Origin of the sequence: Micromonospora maritima (genome assembly GCF_902825405.1) — a bacterium.
Lineage (GTDB): Bacteria > Actinomycetota > Actinomycetes > Mycobacteriales > Micromonosporaceae > Micromonospora > Micromonospora maritima.
Map to the genome: position 1 here is coordinate 1 of NZ_CADEAU010000321.1, position 6,155 is coordinate 6,155.

At 73.3% G+C, this 6,155-nt stretch carries 10 protein-coding genes; 5 read left to right on the plus strand and 5 right to left on the minus strand.

The window, feature by feature from the left end; genetic code table 11:
• Window positions 1-259 precede the first annotated feature (259 nt).
• Window positions 260-1,003: a hypothetical protein gene (locus HUW36_RS23145; protein ID WP_246248292.1), complete on the minus strand. Its 744-nt coding sequence runs from the start codon at window positions 1,001-1,003 to the stop codon at window positions 260-262.
• Window positions 1,004-1,165: 162 nt separating this feature from the next.
• Between HUW36_RS23145 and HUW36_RS23150 the strand changes: the two genes are divergently transcribed.
• The 3 genes from HUW36_RS23150 to HUW36_RS23160 are packed head-to-tail and all read left to right on the plus strand — an operon-like array spanning window position 1,166 to window position 2,329.
• A complete protein-coding gene (locus tag HUW36_RS23150) occupies window positions 1,166-1,513 on the plus strand; it encodes an ArsR/SmtB family transcription factor (RefSeq protein ID WP_174530103.1) in 348 nt (115 codons plus the stop codon).
• Window positions 1,510-1,995, plus strand: a complete 486-nt coding sequence (locus HUW36_RS23155) for an SRPBCC family protein (RefSeq protein WP_174530104.1) — start codon at window positions 1,510-1,512, stop codon at window positions 1,993-1,995. Before HUW36_RS23150 ends, HUW36_RS23155 begins: the two co-directional genes overlap by 4 nt.
• Window positions 1,973-2,329 carry a nuclear transport factor 2 family protein gene (locus HUW36_RS23160; protein WP_174530105.1) on the plus strand — a complete coding sequence of 119 codons (357 nt, stop codon included), beginning with the start codon at window positions 1,973-1,975 and terminating at the stop codon, window positions 2,327-2,329. The genes HUW36_RS23155 and HUW36_RS23160 overlap by 23 nt, the downstream gene beginning before the upstream one ends.
• 35 nt (window positions 2,330-2,364) lie before the next feature.
• On the opposite strand, the gene HUW36_RS23165 is transcribed toward HUW36_RS23160, so the two are convergent.
• Window positions 2,365-2,751 (minus strand): hypothetical protein, encoded by a 387-nt coding sequence (locus HUW36_RS23165; protein WP_174530106.1) that lies wholly within the window; start codon window positions 2,749-2,751, stop codon window positions 2,365-2,367.
• Window positions 2,748-3,287, minus strand: coding sequence for an orotate phosphoribosyltransferase (locus HUW36_RS23170; protein ID WP_246248293.1), 540 nt, complete (start codon window positions 3,285-3,287; stop codon window positions 2,748-2,750). The genes HUW36_RS23165 and HUW36_RS23170 overlap by 4 nt, the downstream gene beginning before the upstream one ends.
• A gap of 73 nt (window positions 3,288-3,360) precedes the next feature.
• Between HUW36_RS23170 and HUW36_RS23175 the strand changes: the two genes are divergently transcribed.
• Window positions 3,361-3,939, plus strand: coding sequence for a dihydrofolate reductase family protein (locus tag HUW36_RS23175; RefSeq protein ID WP_174530108.1), 579 nt, complete (start codon window positions 3,361-3,363; stop codon window positions 3,937-3,939).
• Here the strand turns inward: HUW36_RS23175 and HUW36_RS23180 are convergent.
• Together HUW36_RS23180 and HUW36_RS23185 are read right to left on the minus strand one after the other, a co-directional pair.
• The gene (locus HUW36_RS23180; RefSeq protein WP_174530109.1) at window positions 3,921-4,631 is read right to left on the minus strand and encodes a helix-turn-helix domain-containing protein; all 711 of its coding nucleotides are present in this window, start codon (window positions 4,629-4,631) and stop codon (window positions 3,921-3,923) included. The genes HUW36_RS23175 and HUW36_RS23180 overlap by 19 nt on opposite strands.
• A 37-nt stretch (window positions 4,632-4,668) precedes the next feature.
• Window positions 4,669-5,571, minus strand: a complete 903-nt coding sequence (locus tag HUW36_RS23185; protein ID WP_174530110.1) for a sulfotransferase domain-containing protein — start codon at window positions 5,569-5,571, stop codon at window positions 4,669-4,671.
• Between the two features lie 261 nt (window positions 5,572-5,832).
• Here HUW36_RS23185 and HUW36_RS23190 point away from each other — a divergent pair, with 261 nt between their 5' ends.
• Window positions 5,833-6,150, plus strand: coding sequence for a hypothetical protein (locus HUW36_RS23190; protein WP_174530111.1), 318 nt, complete (start codon window positions 5,833-5,835; stop codon window positions 6,148-6,150).
• Window positions 6,151-6,155 lie beyond the last annotated feature (5 nt).

Below are 6,155 nucleotides of genomic sequence, written 5' to 3' on the forward strand. Positions count from 1 at the left end.
CGGGCGGCGCGGCGGTGCGGACGAGGACCCGGGCGCCGCCCTCCGCCAGCCGGACGGCGGTGCTGAGCCCGATCACGCCGGCGCCGAGGACGACGACGTCCGGACGTAAGGCCATGGCGGACTCCCTCCACTCGGCGGCGCGGGCCGCGGGACCCATTCTCGCCCGGCGTGGGCCGGGCCGTCCGCCCCGCGGCGGGCCCTGCGCTGGTGGTCGGTGTCGCGCACCTGCCCGTCCGCCGGATCGCCGGACGGGGGTGGGTCACCGCTGCCAGGAGTCGAGGCTCCGGACGGCGGCCCGGGCGAAGTCGTCGGTCAGGTCGGGGTTGTTGCTGGTCCCCTCCCAGCCCTGGTCGTGCACGACGGACACCGCGTCCGCGACCTTGACCACCGTGATCTGGCTGGTGGTGGTGCCGTCGGTGCGGGTGCCGTCCAGGCCGGTGGCCGGCCGGGTCAGCGTCACCAGCAGGGCGTCGTCGCCCACGCCCGTCATCGGCTCCGACCGGACGGTGACGGTGAGGCCCGACTGCGGGAAGCTGCGGCAGGACGTGAGCGCGCCACGGACGCGACCGAGGTAGTCCGCGGCTCCGGTGCCCTCGAACGCGAAGACGGTCTGGTTGAGCGTGCCGTAGGGCACGTTCTCCGGCCGGTCCTTCGGCTGCTTGTAGATGGCGGTCATGGCGGCGCTCGCGGTGACCGACCGGCCGCCGCTGGCGAACTCCTCGGCGCACAACCGGGGCAGGGCGTCGGCCACCTCCATCGGCTGCGAGGCGCTCTTGCGCAGCTCCGGTGGCAGGTCGACGAACGCGGACCGAGGAATCGTCACGGGACCGCGGCCGGACGACGGGGGCGAGGGCGTGCCGGTGGTCGTCGGGGCCGGGGCAGGCGTGGCGGTCGGGTCCTGCCCCGCGCCGGCCCCGCCGTCGGCGCACGCGCCGACCAGCAGCGCGGTGGCGAGCAGCGGCAGACCCGGCAGCAGCCGGTTGCGGCGTCCCGGTTCCGTCACCTCGGCCTCCCTTCCACGCCCGTCCCCCCTCGACCTGCCCGATGCTGCTGCGCCCGAAACCGGCGCCTCCTGGTCCAACGCGCCGACGTCGCCCCACGGCATGCCCACCTCAATTGGAAAACAACTGCTTGCGCAAACGTACGCTTGCTGTACGGTGACGCCATGCCCTCTTCCTTCACCACGTCGGCGCCGGACCTCGGCCACGCCTTCGCCGCCCTCGGCGATCCGGTGCGTCGCGCGCTTGTCACCCGACTCGCCCGCGGCGACGCCACCGTGGGCGAGCTGGCCGAGCCGTTCGACCTGACGCCGCAGGCGATCTCCCACCACGTCGGCGTGCTGCGGCGCTGCGGCCTGGTCGAGCAACGGCGCGAGGGCACCCGGCGGCCCTGCCGGCTCCGCGTGGACCAGCTCGCGCTGCTCGGCTCCTGGATCGACGACCAGCGCCGGGCCTGGAACGACCGGCTCGACGCCCTCGACGAGCACCTCAGCGGACGGAGGGGAACGCGATGACCGCCCGCGCCGAGCGACACGACGACGAGCTGATCGCCCGCCGTCGCCTCACCGCCGGGCCCGACCGGGTCTGGGCCGCCTTCACCTCGCCGGCGAGCATCGCGGCGTTCTGGGGCGGCTCGCACGCCACGGTGCCACCCGGTTCGGTGACGGTCGACCCGCGTCCCGGTGGGGAGTTCGCACTGGACACCCGCGGACCGGACGGCCGGACCCGACGCCTGCGTTTCGTCTACGTGAGCCTCACCCCGCCGCACGAACTCGTCTTCGACGAGCCGGTCACCGGCCTGCGCACGACCGTCGCGATCCGGCCCGCCGGCGACGGCACCGATCTCACCGTCCACCAGCGACGGCTACCCCTCGAGCTCCGGACCGACCAGGCGGCCGACGGGCTCGCCTCGATCCTCGACGCCCTCGCCGCCCACCTGCGGGACGACGAGCCATCCCGGAAGGGTGACGACCATGTCCCAGCCGAGCCAGCGTGACCTGGTCGCCGAATACTTCGCGGGCTTCCGGGCCGGCGACCACCCGCGTGTCCTCGCGACCCTCACCGAGGACGTGGAGTGGGTCATCCACGGCCACCGCACCACCCGAGGCCGGGCGGAGTTCGACGGCGAGATCGAGAACCCGGCCTTCACCGGCAGGCCACGACTCGACATCCACCGCGTGCACGAGGACGGGCCGGTCGTCGTGGCCGCCGGTGAGGGCCGGGGGGTCAGCGTCGACCACGGGCCGTTCCGCTTCGCCTTCAACGACCTGTTCACCTTCCGCGACGGTCTCATCGCCCGGGTCGACTCCTACGTGGTGCCGCTGCCCTGACCGGTGTCGCCCGACCAGGGCGGCGCGGGGCCGCCTCAGTGACAGACCGTGAGCAGGCTCGCGGCGAGGCAACAGGCGACGACCAGGGCCAGCAGCACGGCGGCGACCGCCCGCAGCGCCACCTCCCCCGCGCCCCGGCCCCGCCAGGCCACCGGCAGCGCCTGCTCCACCAGGACGGCCACCAGCCAGACCAGCAGCACCAGCAGGAACCCGACGTCGAACCGTTCGTCGCCGAAGGCGCTGGCGTTTCCGCTCCCGCCGTAGTTGGGGCAGTCCCGCGGGTCGAGGACCGGGGCGAGGATCACCAGCGCGACCGCGACGGCGATCCCGCCCCCGACCAGCGCCCGGAAGCCACCGGCCCACGCCGGCCGCCGGCCGCCGGCCCCCTCGCCGGACGCGTCTGGTCGTCCGCCCGGGGTCACGGCGCCGGCGCCCGTCCGGTCCCGTCGAGGTCCGCGCGGGTGAGCAGCGCGTGCAACGCGATGCCCTCGGCGGCCAACGCCTCCACGCCGCCCTCCTGACGGTCGATCACGCAGACGGCGGCGTCGACCCGGGCGCCCAGGTCGCGCAGTTCCCGGGTGGAGAGCACCACCTGACCGCCCGAGGTCACCACGTCCTCGACCACGAGCACGGTCCGGCCGGCCACCGACGCCCCCTCGGCCAGGCGGGCCGTCCCGTAGGGCTTCGCCGCCTTGCGCACGAACGCGCAGGGCAGGCCGGTGTGGCGACCCAGCGCGGTCACCACCGCGATGCCACCCATCTCCAGGCCGGCCAGCACCTCGGTCCCGTCCGGGACCAGGGCGGCCAACTGCTCCGCGAGCGCGTCCAGCAGCACCGGGTCGGCCTCGAACTGATACTTGTCGAAGTACTCGTGCGCCACCCGGCCGGACCGGAGGGTGAAGTCACCGGTGAGTCGGGAGGTGGCCACGACCTGACGCGCGAGATGGTCACGTTTCACGCCCCGGATCCTGGCACGCGACTGTCGTTTCCGTACAAGACAGCCGGGTGCGCCGCTTCCTAGCATGGGCCGCATGCGTGATCTTGTGTACACCGGCTTCATGTCCCTGGACGGCGTCGTGGACTCCCCCGGCGGCGGGCCGGGTGAGGAACACCGCAGCGGCGGGTGGGTGGTCGAGGACATCGAGTTCTCGCCGGAGGCCTTCTCGCTCAAGGGTGAGGAGCTCGCGGACACCACGGCGCTGATGTTCGGCCGGCGCAGCTACCAGGCGTTCGCGCCGACCTGGCGCGACTCGGAGGACCACGCCTCCTACAAGGAGCTGCCGAAGTACGTGGTCTCCACCGGCCTGGCCGAGGACGCCCTGGTCGACGGCTGGGGTCCGACCACGGTCCTGCGCTCGACCGACGACGTCGCCGCGCTGAAGCGGAGCGAGGGCGGCGCCGTGTTCATCCACGGCAGCGCGGAACTCGCCCGACGCCTGTCGGAGGCCGGCCTGATCGACCGCTACCACCTGCTCGTCTTCCCGGTGCTCCTCGGTGCCGGCAAGAGCCTGTTCAGCCAGGCGGACCGGGACAAGCAGATGCTGCGGCTGCGGGACTCCGCCACCTACCCGAACGGCATCGTCAAGCTGGTCTACGACGTCACCCGCTGACCCAGGTCCAGGGCGATCGCGCCGCCGTCGCCCGCGCGCAGTTGTCGCGCCGTGCGCCCCACGTAGCGGCGCAGCGCGCGGGCCAGGTGCGGCTCGTCGACGTACGCGAGCCGCACCACCACCTCGGCGACCGGGACGCCTGCGGCCAGCGACGCGGCGGCGTCGCGGGCCCGCTCGATCTGCCGGACCGCCCCCTGGGTCAGCCCGGTCGCGGCCCGGAACCGGCGCTCCACGGTGCGCGGCGAGGCGTATGCGGGGTCACCGCGGCGCACCTCGGCGACCAGCGGGTCACGGACCACCGCACCGGCGCGTACGAGCCGGTCGACCAGGGCTTCGGCGTCGTCCGGGCCGGGCGTCTCCCACCGGCCTCCGTCGAGCCGGAACGTGCGGCGGGTGGCGTCGGGCAGCTCGGCGCCGCGGTCGACCAGCGCCGGCGTGGGGACGGTCCGCAGCGCCGTGCCCACGGCGAACTCGATGCCGACGAAGGTCGCGCCCTCCGGCACCGGCGCCGAGCCGGTGCCGGTCTCCGGGCCGGAGATGTTCGCGTACGCCCGTCCGTCGCGCTGCCAGAAGACCAGCCCCCAGCACGGGGTCGCCACCGAGGTCATCTCCGTGACCCGGTCGCTGGCGCAGGTCCAGACGGTGTCGACCCACGCGGAGTCCGACCGGCGGGTGGTGAACCGCAGCTCCACGGCAGGAGGGTACGGCAGCCGTCGTCCCGTCGTCGCGCTACCGGGCGGCCGACTCCTGACCGTTGCGCCTGTCGGTCGATCCGTCCCGGGAGGGGTAGCCGAGCACCTCGGCGAGGTCGCCCGCCGCGCGGGTGTAGGCGGCGTAGACGTCGTCGTCGAAGTGGTTGCGCCAGTCCCCCGCGGTGCCCTTGCGGTAGTGGGAGATGCGCCCGGGGGTCTCCTTGTCCTTCTTCATCTTCGTGAAGCTGTAGCGGGCGAGGAGCGCCTCCAGCTCGGACGGCGGCAGGACGATCCCGCAGTGGCGCATCAGCCGGTCGACCTCCTCCGCCTGCCCCTCGCCGGTGAGGTCCTCGTAGCGGAACAGGCGGAACGTCTCCGACGGCGGCGCCACCGCCCACGACCGCATCTGCCCGAACTGCTTCTTGTCGCGGAGGCGGTCGATGACGTACAGCATCCCCTCCTTCTTCGGCAGTTCCTGGAGGGCCTTTCGGGCCTGCGGGATGTCGCCCATCGGAGCGTGCGAGTTCCGCAACGAGAAGTAACTCGACACGACCACGTCGCGCGGGTCGCGGATCACGAAGAACGCACGGTACGTGCCCGCCTTCGGGACGGTCTCGAAGCGCTTGTGGGAGAGGAAGATGGCCAGGCCCACCCGACCGGCCGGAACGGGCGCGGTCGCGCCGCCCTTGTAGAAGCGCGGGTCGTAGGGCAGCAGACCGGAGTGCCGGTAGACGGCCGGATCGCTGAACAGTGCCTTGATCCACTGACTGCCGGTCTTGCGCACCGTGCAGTGGAAGATGTTGTCGAACTCGCTCCGGGCGGCCACCGGGACGGAGAGCCGCATTCGCGCGTTGCGGGCGTCCATCTGCGCCCGCCGGGCCGCGACGCGCATGGAATTCGGCGTATTGTGCTTGGCAAATTCGACAGCGCGGTTGATCACTTTTCCAAACCCAATCCGCACCCTGCGGAACAGGGGCAACACGGCGTTTTCCGCGCGCGTCGCGCAGGTGGGATCCGCAGCCGTTGCCTGCTCCGCCCGCGCCCCGACGCGCCGCTAGGAATATCCCCGACAGTCCAATTAATGTCAATCCCGACAACCTGGGAGTAGGCTGAAAGTCCGCAATTTCTATAGGAATTGCGGGGACGGTTCCCCGGGTCGGCGGGCATACGGACCGCGCGACGCGGCGGCACAATGGGCGCCGTGCCCTCCGCCGCCCGCAACCTGCTGACGTCCCTCGACCCCCTGCCCCACCGCGACCGGACGCGCCGGCTCGCCGAGTGGGCACGCACCGCGCCCGACCGTGAGCAGGTCTGCGCCGACCTGCGGCACGGCGGCCCGTACGAACGGCGGCTCGCCCTGATAGCGGCCATGGTGGCCCGGGACACCGGCGGCATCGCCGCCGCCACGCGCGACCCGCAACCGTCGATCCGGGCTGCCGCGCTCGGTGCCGCGCTGCCGGCCGGCGTGCCGGTCGTCGACCTGCTCGACCGGTCGGCGGCCGAACGACGGCGGGTCTAGATCGG